Raw genomic sequence first — 14,204 nt, forward strand, 5'->3', positions numbered from 1 at the left:
ATCATAACAGCAGCAATCCGGGTTTTTCAATCAGCTCTTTAAGTCGGGCAACAAATTGGGCTGCCACAGAACCATCCACCACCCGGTGATCAGCCGTCAAACTCAGATTCATCATCGGTTTAATGACCACCTGACCCTCAACGACCATCGGCGTATCAATAATGGTATTGATTCCCAGTATCGCCACCTCGGGCTGATTGATAATCGGTGTGAAGGATTCCATGCCAAACATACCGATATTGGTAAGGGTAAAGGTTCCTCCGGTTATTTCATCGGTTTCCAGTTCATTGTTTCGGGCTTTTTCAGCCAGCGCCTTGATTTCGGTCGAAATGGCACCCAGATCTAATTTATTGGCAAACTTTACTACTGGAACAATCAAGCCATCCGGTAGCGCCACGGCCACGCCAATATTTACATAATTTCGGGTGACAATATCAGTACCAACAATGGCACTGTTGAGAAGTGGGAACTCCAACAGCACTCGGGATAATATCTTCACCAAAATATCGGTATAGGTTATTTTTGCGGTGCTTTTTAATTCTTCTCGAAGCTGTTTCATCGCGGTGGTATCCACCCGCTGGTTATAGTTAACCGTCGCCGCTGTTTCCTGACTGGCTGACATCCGACTGGCAATAATTTTTCGCATCGCTGACATCGGCTTGGTAAATTCCTGAGGATCTGCATATTTAAGGAAATCGGCGTTTTGTTTAAAGGCCAGCACATCGGCCTTCATAATCCGACCATCTTTATTAATCTGTCCCGGATCGACGCCTAAACCGGCCGCAATCACGCCGGCCGTCGGGGAAATTTTTGGTTGAGCTGTTTTAACTTTTTCGGCAAATTCATTGACATCTTTTTCAGTAATGGCGCCTTGAGGACCGGTACCGGTTACCTGGGCGATGTCAATCTTTAATTCAGCCGCTATTTTCTTGGTTCGGGCAGACGCTTTAACCCGGCCACCGGTAGCCGGTTTAACTGGGGCTTGCTCAGCCTTTGGCGGTTCGGGAGCATCTGGTTTTGTCGCGCTGGCTACCGGACTGGCTACCGCCTTTTCTGCTTCAGCCAACAAGGCCGATATATCTTCGTCGGCTTTTCCGATGATGGCAATGGGTTTTAACACTTCCACGGTTCCCTCGGATACCAGTATCTTTCTGATTATCCCTTCTCCCGGGGATTCAAACTCCTTGGTAATTTTATCTGTTTCCACATCAAAGATAATTTCGCCCATCGTCACGCTGTCACCTTCAACTTTTCGCCAGTTGGCAATGTTCCCTTCGGTCATCGTCAATCCGAGCTTGGGCATCACTAAAAACTTAGCCATAATCCAATCCTCCTTTTTATTCCAAAACCATAAAAAAACCGTTTTTTTGGCCCACTTCGATGGCTTTTTTAACATCCACATGCCATGGCCCGTTCCGACTGATTTTAAAGGTAAAGGCCTGATCCTTATGAAATTCGATTTCCCGTTCCCCATCCAGGGCAATGGTTCCCCGGCAATAGGTGGTAAAAGTATAGTCTTCGTTAAACTTTAAAATCACGGGTGTACTGGTGCCAATCGCTAAAACAATCCCTGCTGACATGGGAATCTTTATTTTAGGGGCATCTTTATCAATGCTGATATAGGCACCAAAATCATCTTCTTCGGTGATAATAATTTTCCCCCCGACCACCGACGAAAAACCGATCGATGCCGGATGACTTCGGGCGACAAATATTTTTTCAATATCTTCAACCTTCCAAATGGCCCGGGAACCGACAAAGACATCCCGGGAAATAACCGCATCGATGAGCGCAATGTCCTTAAGTTGCCCCGCTGCGTAAATTTCTATAATCTTGTCTCTATTTGAATAGACTTCTTTTTCAAATTTATGGGAAGCCACCACTGCTGCGGCAATGCCGGCAATGGTTCCTTCAATCATGTCCGGATAGACATTGTTCGTACCAGTGGAGATCGAAATCATCGGAATATCCCCAATGTCTTTGGCCACCGCCCGATTGGTGCCATCGCCCCCCAGGGTAACAATGCAACCCGCGTTTTTTTTGTTCATCAACCTGACCGCTTTGTACGTGTCTTCGACGGTATCCTCTTTAAAGAAATCGAACACTTCAATTTCACATTTCAGCTCGCCGGAGGTTTTAAGCTTATCCTCCACCCGATAACCCATATTGTAAGGATCTGGCATCATATATATCTTTTCCACCCCATTTTGCTGGGCCCCGAGAATGATGCGCTCGACAATATTTATTTTTTCATTGTTATCAATAACCGTTGCATGAGCAACCAGTCGTCTGATGTCCTTCCCTGAGGCAGGATTAGCAATTATACCGATTGAATTCATAAGTCCACCACCTTTTTCTGTCTTTAAAAAATTCTGGAAATAATATCATCGCTGTTCACTCCATTATTCCCAGAACCATGGCGCTTATGCCATGTTAATATGTTACTGGTTAAAACAACGATTTAACTGCCTGAACGACGTCGTCGGCATTTGGCAACATGTAGGCTTCCAGAATTCCGCTAAAGGGTACTGGGGTATTGAGGGCGCAGACCCGCTTAATCGGTGCATCACATTCATAGAAGCATTCGTCAGCGATAATGGCTGCCAATTCTCCCGCATAACTGCCGCGTTTTGCCTCTTCGGAAACAATCACAACCTTATGGGTTTTCTTGACCGATTCAAAGATTGCTTCCGTATCCAGCGGATAAAGGGAGCGTAAATCGATGACTTCCACATCAATGCCATCTTTTTCCAGCATTTCGGCGGCTTTTAAGGCATCGTACACCTGTTTACCATAGGTAATAATGGTGACGTCATTTCCTTCCCGTTTGATATTCGCTTTTCCCAAAGGAATCGGTTTAACTTCATCTTCTACCTGGCCGGTAACGGCATACAAGGTTTTATTTTCCAAATAGATTACCGGGTTATCATCATCAATGGCAGTGAGCATTAAACCAATCGCGTCCTGGGCATTAGAGGGATAGACCACCTTAAGACCGGGCACATGAGTAAACCAGGCTTCCAGAGATTGGGAATGCTGGGCTGCGGCTGCCACGCCGGCGCCGGAAGGCAAACGCACGACCATCGGAAGTTTTAATTTTCCACCAAACATGTAACGCATTTTAGCGGCCTGGTTTACTAACTGATCCATCCCAACGGTGGCAAAGTCAACAAACATTAACTCTGGAATTGGTCGCAACCCCACTGCGGCAGCACCGACAGCAGCACCAATAATAGCGCCTTCAGAGATGGGTGTGTCCCGGACTCTTTTTTCACCAAACTCTTCAAACAAACCTGCTGTTACCCCAAAACATCCCCCAAAAAGACCAACATCTTCTCCGAAAATAAATACATCCGGATTCTCCAGCATTTTTATCCGCATACCTTCTTTGATTCCTTGACCGTAAGTAAGTTCTCTCATCTTGATCGTCCCTCCTCTACTATATCGGTGTAAACATCTTCGACAGCAGATGATACATCTGGGAATTTACTGGCCAGAGCAAAATCAACAGCTTCTTCAACTAAAGCGTCAATTTTTTCATTGAGTTTATCCATTTCTTCCTGCGTCATGACCTTATTTTCAAGGATATATTTTTCCACTCTGGGAATTGGGTCTTTCTTCTTCCATTGTTCCAGTTCTCCTTCTGGTCGGTAAACCGTCGGATCACCTTCGAAATGACCACGCCAGCGGTAAGTTTTACATTCAATTAGGGTTGGCCCCTGCCCTTTGCGGGCTCTGGCGACCGCTTCAGCAACTGCTTCAAACACCGCAAAGACATCATTCCCATCTACCGTAATTCCGGGAATATTATAAGAAACAGCCCGCTGGGAGATATCGGTGATATTCTGATGTCTGGCCTGGCTTACAGAAATCCCATAGCCATTGTTTTCGCAAATAAAGATAACCGGCAGTTTCCAGGTACTGGCTAAATTTAAGCCTTCATGGAAGGTACTTTGGTTCGTCGAGGCATCACCAAAGAAACAAGCACAAACCTGATCGGTTCCCCGGTACTGAATACCGAGTCCAGCACCCGTTGCAATGTTATGACCAGCACCAACGATCCCATTTGCTCCAAGAATGCCCTTAGTTGCATCAGCAATATGCATGGAACCACCTTTGCCTTTGCAATAACCGGACTCTTTGCCAAAGAGTTCCGCCATCATATATTTCATGTCACCGCCCTTGGCTAAAATATGTCCGTGACCACGATGGGTGCTGGTAATATAATCATCATCCCGCAAGCTTTCACATACACCTGTTGCGACTGCTTCTTCACCAATATAAAGGTGAACGAATCCACCAACCTGACCTTCAGCAAAAAGATTCATGGCTCTATTTTCGAACTTCCTGATTTTCACCATTTTTTCATACATTTCAATGATCGTTTCGTTTGAAATTTTCAAAATAATTCCTCCTTTTTATCTGCTTTACTTGGGAATCTTTACAATCACAAGGGTAATCTACACACTCACTGTCACACACACAATCGCTGCTTCAATCGTGTTATTGGCATCGCCAAAACCGGGGAAAAAAAGTCCGGCAGTTGTTAGTCCTCCTTTCTCTGCTACAATGGTTACCGTTCCCACCGGGAAGAGTTTTTTGAGCGCTTCCTGATCCAAATCCTGGGGCCGCGATACGCCAATAATTGCCTCAATCATCATCTTTTCATTGAGATTCTCTTCCGTTAATCCATGGATCTCATGGAGCCCGATCAGGCAACTTCGGGAAATGGCGTCTTTAATGGCTTTTGCTGCCGCCTTGTTGACATCCTGTCCATGAAAATCCATCCCCATTCCAAATTCAATGATGAACTTTTTAATCCGAATCACCTCCCACCTTTTCTCACCTTCGCATCTTAACAGATGCTTAATCTTTCACTAAAAAATATCATCCCCGCTTTTATTCTCCAAACCAGGATGGCTATCAAATCGAACCACACCAACCGCAGCTTTTCCTTTGACGGCTTCGCTAATCATTGCCGTTCCCCGATGTCCAAACCCGCCACATAGTTCAAAGGCGCCAACCCCTTCATCCACCAGCTTTTTTGCTGTCTCAACTGCACCTTCGTAAGATGAGACACCCACCGAAATCAGTGTTACTGCTTCTGTTTCAACCGTCGACCGATGAATGGCCGGATCGGCATTGGGAGCAATAAAAATAAATGCTGCCTTTAACGCCATATACAAACCTCCTTGTTTTCAAGTTGCTTAGATATAGAGCAATTTTCGTGCCAAAAATGCTGACCCACTCTTTTATTTAAACGTTTACTTAAGATGGTGCTAATTTCGGTTTTTTGAAAGAACAGGTGATTTTTTTCGCAAATTGTTCGGTGTTTCTTTTCTCATTATGAGAATTTGAATCTCATAATGAGAAAAGCAGTCTCAAAATTGAGACTGCTTTTCTTACGGGCGGTTAATAACCGCCCCTACAAAAGGATGCTGTTTGGATTGTTTAATCTGACAGCCCCGGTTCGTTGGGGCGAGCAATGCTCGCCCGCAGATTTTTATAATCGTTTTAAAATGTCGCTGCGCAGTTTGCGCAATTCTGGGGAGGTCATCATCACCTCGGGACTGGCATGTTTAACCGGCACCGCTATTTCTTCAACGATATGGGCGGGTGATCCGTTAATGATATAGATCCGATCGGACAGGAAGATGGCTTCGTCGATATCATGGGTAATAAATAAAACAGAACCCTTGATTTTTGCTAGTATTTCCAGCAGATACTCCTGCATTTTCAGCCGGGTAATGGCATCCAGCCCCCCGAAGGGTTCATCCAATAGCATGATTTCCTTTGAAAACATCGTGGTCCGCAGCAGTGACACCCGTTGTTTCATCCCGCCGGACAATTGGATCGGATATTTTTTTCCATCTTCCTCCAGTTGAAAAACCGCCAGCATCTCTTTCACCTTTTCGCGGGCTTCTTTTTTGGGTATTCCACGAATTTCCAGGGGTAAGATGCCATTGTCAATGACGTTACGCCAAGGCAGCAGCAGATCCTTCTGGTACATGTAGCTGACCACACCGGTTTCCCCCGTAACCTCTTTGCCGTTTATAATAATCCTCCCTGCTTCTGGTTTTAGTAGCCCGGCAATAACGTTAAAGAGCGTGCTTTTGCCACAGCCACTGGGACCCAACACCGAGACAAATTCACCCTGATTGAGATCGATATGAATATCTTCGATGATATTTTTATGGTTATACTCCTTGGTTACTCCCGCAACTTTAAGAACACAATTATTCTGGTAGGTATTCATTCGTAAAGGCCTCATCGGCTTTTAACTGGTTCTCCAGCAAGCCCTGATCATTCATCCATTTCCCATAGTTTTCCCAAATGTCAAGACTCATGACACCCCATTTTTCGGCATCACTCTGATACTCACCAGCTAGATATTGCTGCGACGACACCGCCAACGCCCGATCAATTTCAGGGTTGTCGATCAATAATAGATCTGCTGCCGCTTCAGGATTTTCAATCGCATACTGGTAGCCTTTCGTCACTGCCCGCAAGAATTTTTTAGCTGTTTCCGGATTACTTTTTAGATAGTCTTCACTGGCAATAATCACCGGGGTATAATAATCCAGGTTTTTATCGACATCCTGAAGTTTAATAAAATTAATCGGCTCATTCTTAAGCTCGGCAGAAACCCCGGCCCAGCCATAAAAAATCCAGGTAAAATCGACATGATCTTTAACAGCAGCGAAATAATCCATCGCGCCGATATCAACGATTTCAAGCTTGCTAAAATCGGCGTTATCCCCTTCCATCAACCCCTTTAAGGTGGCGACTTCCATGGGGGAACCCCAGCCGCCGTATTTTTTTCCTTCGAAATCTTTAGGACTAAGAATGTTGCGATCCACCGGCGAAGCAAAACCGGAAGTGTTATGCTGGATAACAGCCGCAATGGCTTTAATCGGCAGCGGATTAGCAGCGGTTCTGGCATAGGTCACCTGTTCCTGATAGCTGACCCCAAACTCTCCTTGTCCGGCGGCAATCAAATCGGCGCTGCCACCTTCGCTTGGTTGAATAATCTCAACTTCCAGACCTTCTTCTTCAAAATAGCCCAACTCCTTTGCCGCATATAAACCGGTATGATTGGTATTGGGGACCCAATCCAGAACCACGGTAATCTTTTCTTCACTTTTGGGTGTACACCCTGTTAAAGCAATCAGAATAATTCCTATTGGCAGTAATAACAGCAGTAATAATTTTCTTTTCATTCCTCTTCCTCCTTTAATTTTTCCCAGGGCATCAGGGCTCTTTGAATCCCCGCAATGCCGTAAAATAATATGATCGACAAGATTACAATTACCACGATTGACGCAAAAACCAGGTCCAGTGCAAAGGCATGCCTTGCTCTTAACATATAAACCCCCAGCCCGGCTTTCCCGCCCAGCCATTCCCCGATGACCGCTCCCATAATACTATAGGTAGCCGCAATTTTAAGACCTGAGAAAAAATAGGGCAGAGCACTGGGGAATTTTATTTTTGCAAAGATCTGCCCTTTTGTGGCACCCATGGATCGAACCAGATTAATGAGTTCTCCATCGACACTTTGAAGACCTTCAATCAGGTTGACCGTAATAGGGAAAAAGCAAACCAGCACCACCACAAATATTTTTGGGGCAATTCCAAAGCCAAACCACATCGCCAGCAGCGGTGCAATAACGATTATTGGCACCGTTTGCGAGATCACTAAAACCGGATAGATTGCTTTTTTTACCATCGGAAATTGATCCATCGCAACGGCCATAATCAGTGCTAAAAAAACAGCCGCCAGAAGACCGGTCATCCCTTCAAAAAAGGTTACCCCGGTGTGCATCATAATATCTGACCCATTGACGATCAGGGCATTGACGATATCCGAGGGTGATGGCAGGGTGTAGCGTTCCACGACACCCAGGTTAACTACCAACTCCCACAAGATCAGAATGGCCAGAATAAAAATAATGGGGATAAGCTTGTCACTGATATTTTGATACTTTCTCATCAATTGTGACGCCTTCTTCCTTGTAATCAATTTTCACGATTGAAACCACCCGCTCGGCACCGTGCTTGATGCAGATCGACTGGGCCCGCTTAACAATATCCAGAAGATCATCGAGCTCACCTTCAATGGATGTCTCAAAGGGACCAACGACATAGTTAAGCCCGGTCTGACTGATCATTTCAATCACCTGGTCCACGACATAATAAATTTCACAATCCGGTACCACCGGTAAAACCTGTAAGCTTAGATTCACTTTTGCCAAAATTCTCACCTCCATGACATATTTAAAATACAACGAATCAAAGATCTGATTCGTTGTATTTTAAATAAGCACTTTTCGTGCCAACAATTATTATTTTACCACATTTTTTTCTTTACTGGTTTTATTCTTGCTGTCACTTCTTATTTGTCTCACAAAATTTCTCGAAATGAGACATAAATCTCATTTCGAGAAAAAAATTGTGTTAAAACATGTAAACAGTCATCAATATGGTTTTACAATGATTTTGACATTCTCATCTTTTCTGTTAACGAGCTCTTCAAATCCTTTTTCAATAATATCATCAATACCGATTCTTCCTGTCACCAGCGGCGAAATATCAATCCGCCCGTCAGATACTAAATCAATGGCTGTTTTGAAATCTCCGGCATAAGCTAATGAACCAATTACGGTCTTATCCGTGAATACAATCGTATTAATCTGAAGGCTGGTTTCTCTTTCATAGATCCCACTAAGAATAATTTTCCCACCCGTTCTTGCCACTTCAATGGCTGTCGGAGTTACCTTATCGCTTCCGATACATTCAAAAACAACATCTGGGCCGATTCCGTCTGTCAATTCCAAAATCCGGGCCTTGATATCGATTTCGGTCGGATCCAGAACTTCGTGAGCGCCCATTTTTGCAGCAAATTCTTTTCTCGCTTTGGCCACTTCCACGACATAGATTTTTCCAGCACCGGCGGCTCTAGCAGCAAGAAGTGTACAGAGTCCGATTGTTCCGGCGCCAAAAATTACGACACTTTCCCCTTCAATTAGTGGACCGGAACGTACGGCATGAATGCCAACAGAAAGTGGTTCGATTAATGCACCTGCTTCAAAAGACATTTCATCCGGCATCTTATATAAGGTATAGTCCGGAACAACAACATACTCTGCAAAAGCGCCATCCGTCATCAATCCAGTAAACGCCAGTTTTTCACAGACATTGTACTTCCCTAATTTACAGGGGTTGCATTCATGACAAACCTGACAGGCATCTGGAGCAACCTTGTCACCAACTTTGAATTTTTTCACATCAGAACCAACCTCAACAATCGTGCCTGAAAATTCATGCCCTAACGTAATTGGGGCCGTTCCACCAGTTAGTGGATGAGGTGTCGTCGTTGGTATAAAGATTGGCCCTGCAAGATACTCATGTAAATCAGAACCACATATTCCACACCATTCGACTTTAATTTTTACAAAATTTTCTCCCGGTAACTTAGGCTCAGGAACATCCATCACTCTGACATCTTTTTTTCCATACCATACTGCGGCTTTCATTATTTTCTCCTTTCAATCTGATCTTTCACATAAATCCAATATCAAAACCTGAATAACCTTAACCTCCAATCGAATTCATTTGATATTGAATCTATGTTTATAGCAATTATCATGCCAGATCTTAGGATTTAAAAAAGCTTAGACACTATGGACATGAATATCATAGGCTTTTATTTTTCGATAGATGGTGGCCTTACTGATGCGGAGCTCTTCGGCCGCCTTTACGGCATTTCCTTTATTAAGAAGCAGCGCGTGTTCAATGCTGTTTCTTTCCAAATCTTTTAGCGTTTCGCCTTCACTCTTATGATAATGATCCTCTTTTTCTTTTGCCAGCGCCTCAATATCGTCAATCTGATCACTCATTGACATATAGTAACCCCGCTGGACAATATTTTTTAGTTCTCTGACATTTCCTTCCCACTTGTACGCCTGAAGTTTTTTTACAAATTTATCAGTGAAATATTTATTAACCTCACTGTTTTCCTGATTTAACTGTTCCAGAAAATATTGACCAAGCACCAGAATATCTTCGCGCCTTCTTTTAAGTGGCAACAATCTCAGGTTGATAACATTAAGCCTGAAATACAAATCCTGCCTAAAGGCATCCTTGGACATTTCATTGAGTAAATTCCGATTGGTTGCCGCAATAATCCGAACATCAAGCTTCCTTTGATAATTTCCGCCAATTCGCATCACTTTCTTTTCATCCAAAACGCGTAATAATTTTGGCTGTATTTCCATCGGTATTTCACCGATTTCATCGAGAAACAGCGTTCCGCCATTGGCCAGCTCAAATTTTCCTGGCATTCCGCCTTTAATGGCACCGGTAAATGAACCCGTTTCATAGCCAAAAAACTCGCTCTCAACCAGCTCCTTTGGAATGGCCGCACAATTAATCGCAATAAAAGGGCCATTTCGGCGTTGGCTTTCGTTATGGATGGATTGAGCAAACAGTTCTTTTCCAGTGCCGCTTTCCCCTTCGATGAGCACCGAACAGTCTGTTTTCGAAATTCTCTTGGCGGTGTTGATCAGCTCCAGCATCGTTTTATTTTTGGTAATTATCTTATCAAAGGTATAATTGGCCCGAAAACCCACCAATTTATTAATTTCTTTGCGCACCTGTTTTGATTCCCTGATCACAAGCACAGCTCCAATTACTTTTTCGTTAAAAGCGACCGGGGTAATATCCATAAAACAATCGATCTTTCTTGATCCGATAATAAGCGTTATATCGGAATACGCGAATTTTCGTTTATTGATAAAAATATTGTCTACCACATCTATATCTTTTAATACATGGCTCATGTCCAGCTTAAAGATTTCATCTTCACGCATTTGAAACAGTTCTGAAATTTTGTGATTGAACTTTTTTACTCTCAAATCAGTATCAATGATTATCAAACCGTTAAGGATCGAATCCCATGCCACATCAATTAATTTATAAGACTCCAAAATCTCATATCGCATTTCTCGCGTGAGTGTATCGCCGTTTTTTAATTTTTCCATCAACATCTTTATATCCATGAATTTACCTCCACATGAATCACCAGTTCAACTAAAAACGCCACATTATAACTGAAACAAACGTTTTTCGGACTGACACCTGTTGCTTTTTACATGGCCCAAACACTTTTTTGATGGAATGCGGCGCTCTGATGCTACCCGATCGTTTCGGCCATGGTTTTTGTTAGCTTAACCCGTAATTCGCCATTATAGGAACCGCTGGGTAAGAGTTCGGTGCGGCCATTAAATATTTGCTGAGCAGCCACCGCATAAGAGCGGGAAATACTGGCAAAGGATCCTTCTTTGATGGTTGGATTGATGTTTTTGGTGACAATCGAAATCGTTTCATCTCTGTTTTTGAGGATTTCGAAGGTTCGAAAATTCTGTGGAAAGTCCCGCAGGGAAGCCGTTTCGACCACCCAAAAACCGCGTTCCGGCTGATTAGTATCTGGGGATATTACCGGAGTAATGGTATTGCGATGACGATGCCCAGAGACCCAGAGGATCAAATTGGGATAGGCGTGGAGCATTTTTATCAGTTCCTGTTCTGACACCGGTGAAATCGTGCTCCAGGACATAAACGGCTTCGTTAAGGGTTCCTGGTATTCCACTGCAATGGGGATATGGGCGGCGATTATCATCAGCTTTCCCTCACGCTGACCCGTCTCAAGTTCGCCCATCAACCAATCAAAACGCTCCTGATCCAGGGAGCCATGGGCATAGCCTTTAACGTTGGGATCGTCATCCCGTTGGGTGTTATCCAGCACAATAACCTTGATGGGAACCCCTTCTTGGGGCTCAAAACTATAGCAGGCAAAACCGGTTTTTAGATTCTCGGCTTTAAACCCATGACCAATCGGTGTCGTTTCAGTGTTAAAAAATTCCTGCATCCATTCGGTTCGGGACAGAAACCGTCGACTGGGATCATCAGTCAGGGCTTCTTTAGGTTTATCCGGCCAGATATGATCATGATTACCAATAATCTGATACCAGGGAATCTGCCGATTCAGACCGACAGCCATAAAATCGTCGTAGAAATCCCTCCGCGGACCAATCCGGGGATTGGGATTAATCCCAAAGTCCAGATTTATTTCTTTACCGTCAAAAATGTCTATCGACCACCGCAGTTCGTTAAAAATGGCATTGTTGGTATTATCACCCATCGATAAACCAAAATTAAAGGGATTTTGATGGTGGATGGCATTAACTGAATGAATGGCCCCATCCAGGACGTGGGTGGTATAGTGCAGCATTTCTGAATATACCGACACGATTCCGCCGCCGTGTTTTGAATAGATGCCGTGGGCCGGAAGCTCAGCATCGGTGATGTGAATATCGGTTATGGCAAAAAAATGGAGCAACTGTTTCGCTTGGTTTTGAGCCGGGTACTGATTGTCAGCCGACATCAGATCCAGCCGCATCTCCGGTTCCTGATTCGACTCTGCAATCCATCCCCCATAGCCATCTTTTGCGTGCCTGAGGATTTTAGCGTCTTCCACCTGGGGCATGGTGGCAAGCACCGGGTCCAGGAAAAAGGTGTAGGTTTCCTTTTCGGAGAAGAAATTCATTTGACACTCAGATACTGGTACCGCAACCGGACTGATTTGTTGTTGTATTTCTTTTAATTGCTTTTCTAAGCGATTTGATTTTTTTGATCGTTTATTTCCCATTGGCTTGCCTCAACAATTTCCAGCATAAACAAATTCCAACGATTCTCTGGCAATATCAGCCAGATGATAAATCCTGGAAATATCGGTGGCGTTCCGATCCAACATTTCATATTGTGGAAAAAAACGGGACAAATGCAAGGGAATACCTCGCCCCACCGAAGCCAGCCACTGGGATAATGCCCGGATTTCGTCGTCACTGTCGTTTTCTCCGGGGACAATTAGCGTGGTCACCTCGACATGCGTGGTTTGACTGGCTAATTTGATGGTTTTTTTGACCGTTTCCAGATCGCCGCTGATCTTTTTATAAAACGTTTCATTGAATGCTTTTAGATCAATGTTCACCGCATCGATATCCGGGAGGATTTCCCGAAGAATTTCTTTGCAAAAGTAGCCATTTGTTACCACCACATTTTTTAACCCGTTCTTTCTTGTCTCCTGGGTGCAATCTCGTACAAATTCATAACCCACCAGGGGTTCATTATAGGTATAAGCCAGCCCGATATTCCCTTCGCCCACCAATCTGAGAGCATTGGCTACCAGGCCTTGTGGACTCATTTTACGGCCATGGGCTTCTCCCAATCCGGCCATCGAAATTTCGTAGTTTTGACAAAATGAACACCTTAAATTACAGCCAAAACTCCCCACCGACAAAATTTTTGATCCCGGATAAAAATGGCGTAATGGTTTTTTTTCAATGGGATCCAAGGCGATGGCTGTAACCACACCGTAATTCAGATCCTCAATGACCTTAGACCGATTAATCCGGGCCCGGCAGAACCCAATCTCACCCTCATCCAGTTTACAATGATGGGGACAAAGCCGACATGCTATTTTACTCACAGTTTTTCCACCCTTCGTTTAATTGCACGATACTAATCCTCGCCTTAAATAATTGTTTCTAACCCAATAAAAAAGGAAAACGCCTGATGTCTTCCTTCTTTTTCACGCTATTTGTTTCATACCCAAATCCCGGCTTTAAGAATCACTGTCCGGCGATTAAATATCCTTTTTCCTGCAAACTTTTCTCAACTGCTAAGAGAATCCCCTCTGAGGCTGCTTCCACGGTATGAAAGTGAACCTTACCAGTGAGCTTCATCAGCGGGCTGGTCTTTTTTTCTTCGAGACCGGTTACAAATTTGTCCACATCCGCCCGGGTGGCCAGCAGTAAATTAACCTGAATTTTTCCATAGAGATCATGAATAATAAAAACATCCTTCACAAAACCACCGGCATCAATTATTGTGTAAAGCTCATCACCAATTTCTTCGTGGCTGTGATACACTTTAAACACTTTTTCTTTTGGCGGTGGATCGACAATGACGTAACCTTTATTCGTGGAAATAATATTATAGTGAGCCGCTTTCAGGAGCGCAATATCCGAAACTATGCTTTGTCGACTAACCTTGAAAATTTCGGACAAGGCGGTTCCTGAAACGGGTTCCCGGGACGAGCGGAGTGTTTTGATGATATCGTTCTGTCTTTGTTTTTTTTTCATGGC

15 protein-coding genes are annotated in these 14,204 nt (G+C 44.0%); all 15 read right to left on the reverse strand.

The genetic code is table 11. The annotated features are described in order from the left end of the window. Position 1 precedes the first annotated feature (1 nt). The gene (locus DOZ58_RS08145; RefSeq protein WP_111887852.1) at positions 2 to 1,321 is read right to left on the reverse strand and encodes a dihydrolipoamide acetyltransferase family protein; all 1,320 of its coding nucleotides are present in this window, start codon (positions 1,319 to 1,321) and stop codon (positions 2 to 4) included. A 16-nt stretch (positions 1,322 to 1,337) separates the two neighbouring features. Further along, entirely contained in the window at positions 1,338 to 2,339 is a 1,002-nt protein-coding gene (locus DOZ58_RS08150) for an ATP-NAD kinase family protein (RefSeq protein ID WP_111887853.1), read from the reverse strand. Positions 2,340 to 2,448: 109 nt separating this feature from the next. Continuing rightward, positions 2,449 to 3,420, reverse strand: coding sequence for an alpha-ketoacid dehydrogenase subunit beta (locus tag DOZ58_RS08155; protein ID WP_111887854.1), 972 nt, complete (start codon positions 3,418 to 3,420; stop codon positions 2,449 to 2,451). Then, positions 3,417 to 4,373: a thiamine pyrophosphate-dependent dehydrogenase E1 component subunit alpha gene (locus tag DOZ58_RS08160; RefSeq protein ID WP_162624588.1), complete on the reverse strand. Its 957-nt coding sequence runs from the start codon at positions 4,371 to 4,373 to the stop codon at positions 3,417 to 3,419. Before DOZ58_RS08160 ends, DOZ58_RS08155 begins: the two co-directional genes overlap by 4 nt. 87 nt (positions 4,374 to 4,460) lie before the next feature. Beyond that, the gene (locus DOZ58_RS08165; RefSeq protein WP_242988643.1) at positions 4,461 to 4,829 is read right to left on the reverse strand and encodes a Lin0512 family protein; all 369 of its coding nucleotides are present in this window, start codon (positions 4,827 to 4,829) and stop codon (positions 4,461 to 4,463) included. 48 nt (positions 4,830 to 4,877) lie between these two features. Beyond that, the gene (locus DOZ58_RS08170) at positions 4,878 to 5,180 is read right to left on the reverse strand and encodes a DUF6506 family protein (protein ID WP_111887856.1); all 303 of its coding nucleotides are present in this window, start codon (positions 5,178 to 5,180) and stop codon (positions 4,878 to 4,880) included. A gap of 323 nt (positions 5,181 to 5,503) precedes the next feature. Next, positions 5,504 to 6,271 carry an ABC transporter ATP-binding protein gene (locus DOZ58_RS08175; RefSeq protein ID WP_242988644.1) on the reverse strand — a complete coding sequence of 256 codons (768 nt, stop codon included), beginning with the start codon at positions 6,269 to 6,271 and terminating at the stop codon, positions 5,504 to 5,506. Then, entirely contained in the window at positions 6,237 to 7,220 is a 984-nt protein-coding gene (locus DOZ58_RS08180; protein ID WP_111887858.1) for an ABC transporter substrate-binding protein, read from the reverse strand. The genes DOZ58_RS08175 and DOZ58_RS08180 overlap by 35 nt, the downstream gene beginning before the upstream one ends. Then, the gene (locus tag DOZ58_RS08185; RefSeq protein ID WP_111887859.1) at positions 7,217 to 7,990 is read right to left on the reverse strand and encodes an ABC transporter permease; all 774 of its coding nucleotides are present in this window, start codon (positions 7,988 to 7,990) and stop codon (positions 7,217 to 7,219) included. Before DOZ58_RS08185 ends, DOZ58_RS08180 begins: the two co-directional genes overlap by 4 nt. After that, complete coding sequence (locus tag DOZ58_RS08190) at positions 7,965 to 8,252, reverse strand: thiamine-binding protein (RefSeq protein ID WP_111887860.1); 288 nt, start codon at positions 8,250 to 8,252, stop codon at positions 7,965 to 7,967. The genes DOZ58_RS08185 and DOZ58_RS08190 overlap by 26 nt, the downstream gene beginning before the upstream one ends. Before the next feature lie 222 nt (positions 8,253 to 8,474). Further along, positions 8,475 to 9,533 carry a 2,3-butanediol dehydrogenase gene (locus tag DOZ58_RS08195; RefSeq protein ID WP_111887861.1) on the reverse strand — a complete coding sequence of 353 codons (1,059 nt, stop codon included), beginning with the start codon at positions 9,531 to 9,533 and terminating at the stop codon, positions 8,475 to 8,477. A gap of 138 nt (positions 9,534 to 9,671) precedes the next feature. Then, positions 9,672 to 11,057, reverse strand: coding sequence for a sigma-54-dependent Fis family transcriptional regulator (locus tag DOZ58_RS08200; RefSeq protein WP_111887862.1), 1,386 nt, complete (start codon positions 11,055 to 11,057; stop codon positions 9,672 to 9,674). A 134-nt stretch (positions 11,058 to 11,191) separates the two neighbouring features. Further along, the gene (locus DOZ58_RS08205; protein WP_111887863.1) at positions 11,192 to 12,706 is read right to left on the reverse strand and encodes a metallophosphoesterase; all 1,515 of its coding nucleotides are present in this window, start codon (positions 12,704 to 12,706) and stop codon (positions 11,192 to 11,194) included. A 9-nt stretch (positions 12,707 to 12,715) separates the two neighbouring features. Then, on the reverse strand, positions 12,716 to 13,546 hold the full coding sequence (gene amrS / locus DOZ58_RS08210) for an AmmeMemoRadiSam system radical SAM enzyme (protein WP_371414199.1): 831 nt from the start codon (positions 13,544 to 13,546) through the stop codon (positions 12,716 to 12,718). Between the two features lie 142 nt (positions 13,547 to 13,688). Continuing rightward, entirely contained in the window at positions 13,689 to 14,201 is a 513-nt protein-coding gene (locus tag DOZ58_RS08215; RefSeq protein WP_111887864.1) for a transcription repressor NadR, read from the reverse strand. Positions 14,202 to 14,204: the final 3 nt, after the last annotated feature.

The sequence above is a fragment of the Acetobacterium sp. KB-1 genome (genome assembly GCF_003260995.1).
In the GTDB taxonomy this organism is placed as follows: Bacteria; Bacillota; Clostridia; order Eubacteriales; family Eubacteriaceae; genus Acetobacterium; species Acetobacterium carbinolicum.

What these genes read in the sequence shown, in the direction of transcription:
- DOZ58_RS08215 (WP_111887864.1), bottom strand. Translation starts at nt 14,201, where the DNA reads ATGAAAAAAAAACAAAGACAGAACGATATCATCAAAACACTCCGCTCG.
- DOZ58_RS08175 (WP_242988644.1), bottom strand. Translation starts at nt 6,271, where the DNA reads ATGAGGCCTTTACGAATGAATACCTACCAGAATAATTGTGTTCTTAAA.
- DOZ58_RS08205 (WP_111887863.1), bottom strand. Translation starts at nt 12,706, where the DNA reads ATGGGAAATAAACGATCAAAAAAATCAAATCGCTTAGAAAAGCAATTA.
- DOZ58_RS08200 (WP_111887862.1), bottom strand. Translation starts at nt 11,057, where the DNA reads ATGGATATAAAGATGTTGATGGAAAAATTAAAAAACGGCGATACACTC.
- DOZ58_RS08155 (WP_111887854.1), bottom strand. Translation starts at nt 3,420, where the DNA reads ATGAGAGAACTTACTTACGGTCAAGGAATCAAAGAAGGTATGCGGATA.
- DOZ58_RS08160 (WP_162624588.1), bottom strand. Translation starts at nt 4,373, where the DNA reads ATGTATGAAAAAATGGTGAAAATCAGGAAGTTCGAAAATAGAGCCATG.
- DOZ58_RS08145 (WP_111887852.1), bottom strand. Translation starts at nt 1,321, where the DNA reads ATGGCTAAGTTTTTAGTGATGCCCAAGCTCGGATTGACGATGACCGAA.
- DOZ58_RS08185 (WP_111887859.1), bottom strand. Translation starts at nt 7,990, where the DNA reads ATGAGAAAGTATCAAAATATCAGTGACAAGCTTATCCCCATTATTTTT.
- DOZ58_RS08195 (WP_111887861.1), bottom strand. Translation starts at nt 9,533, where the DNA reads ATGAAAGCCGCAGTATGGTATGGAAAAAAAGATGTCAGAGTGATGGAT.
- DOZ58_RS08150 (WP_111887853.1), bottom strand. Translation starts at nt 2,339, where the DNA reads ATGAATTCAATCGGTATAATTGCTAATCCTGCCTCAGGGAAGGACATC.
- DOZ58_RS08170 (WP_111887856.1), bottom strand. Translation starts at nt 5,180, where the DNA reads ATGGCGTTAAAGGCAGCATTTATTTTTATTGCTCCCAATGCCGATCCG.
- DOZ58_RS08180 (WP_111887858.1), bottom strand. Translation starts at nt 7,220, where the DNA reads ATGAAAAGAAAATTATTACTGCTGTTATTACTGCCAATAGGAATTATT.